This window comes from Polaromonas sp. P1_G4 (assembly GCF_056405475.1).
The window spans coordinates 1-1,123 of record NZ_JBFUCA010000871.1 but is presented as its reverse complement, the minus strand read 5'-3'; the positions used below and the strand labels follow the sequence as shown (position 1 = coordinate 1,123).

The window sequence follows — 1,123 nt, the reverse complement described above, 5'->3', positions numbered from 1 at the left end:
AGCCTGGACCGTAGCCAAGGATGGACTGAACATCGAGACGGTCTGGCTGAAGTTTCATACGGGATTATTTGGGCGTTTCGATGGTGCGGAGGACGCCGATGCACGGGACGGTTTGACGGGTTTTAGAGGCGAAAACCCTCTTTTATGTGGTCAAATTATAGATTCCGCCCGAATTTCCCGCCGCAGTGCTGACGCTTCTTCCCCGTTGCCAGCATGGTGGGGCCCGAGGCCTTGCCCACATACCGATAAAACCGCATGAAACCGATCACCAAATCTGCCAAGCTGGCCAATGTCCTTTATGACATCCGCGGTCCGATCATGGATGCCGCCAAGCAGATGGAAGAAGAAGGCCAAAAGCTCATCAAGCTCAATATTGGTAATCTGGCAGTGTTTGGTTTTGATGCGCCCGAAGAAGTCCAGCAGGACATGATCCGCAACCTGCCTGCCTCGGCCGGTTATTCGGACAGCAAGGGCATTTTCGCGGCGCGCAAGGCCGTGATGCACGAAACGCAAAAGCAGGGCATCAAGGGCGTCACGCTGGACGACATTTACCTCGGCAATGGCGCGAGCGAACTGATCTCGATGGCTACCAACGCCTTGCTCGATGACGGCGACGAACTGCTGCTGCCTGCGCCCGACTACCCGCTGTGGACGGCTTCCACCAGCCTTTCGGGCGGCACGCCGGTGCACTACCGGTGTGATGAAAGCAACGGCTGGATGCCCAACCTTGACGACATTCGCGCCAGGATCACACCCAGAACCAAAGCCATTGCGGTTATCAACCCCAACAACCCGACGGGCGCGCTGTACTCCGACGAGCTGCTCAAAGGCATCATCGACATCGCACGCGAGCACGGCCTGGTCATCCTCGCGGACGAGGTTTATGACAAGGTGTTGTACGACGGCGTCAAGCACACGGCCATCGCCAGCCTCTCGACCGACGTGCTCACGGTGACCTTCAATTCGCTTTCCAAGAGCTACCGCTCATGCGGCTACCGCGCCGGCTGGATGGTGGTGTCCGGCCCCAAGAAGCAGGCGCAGGACTACATCGAAGGCCTGAACATGCTGGCCAACATGAAGCTGTGCTCCAACGTGYCCGGCCAGTGGGCCATCCAGACTGCGC

Annotated in this window: 2 protein-coding genes; both read left to right on the top strand. The window is 58.5% G+C overall.

Annotated elements, in window-relative coordinates:
• Nucleotides 1-259: hypothetical protein (locus AC1D1X_RS24060; protein WP_477699450.1), on the top strand; the 259-nt coding region annotated here is incomplete at its 5' end.
• A partial coding sequence (locus AC1D1X_RS24055; protein WP_477699449.1) for an aminotransferase class I/II-fold pyridoxal phosphate-dependent enzyme occupies nt 256-1,123 on the top strand: 868 nt, incomplete at its 3' end. The genes AC1D1X_RS24060 and AC1D1X_RS24055, both read left to right, overlap by 4 nt.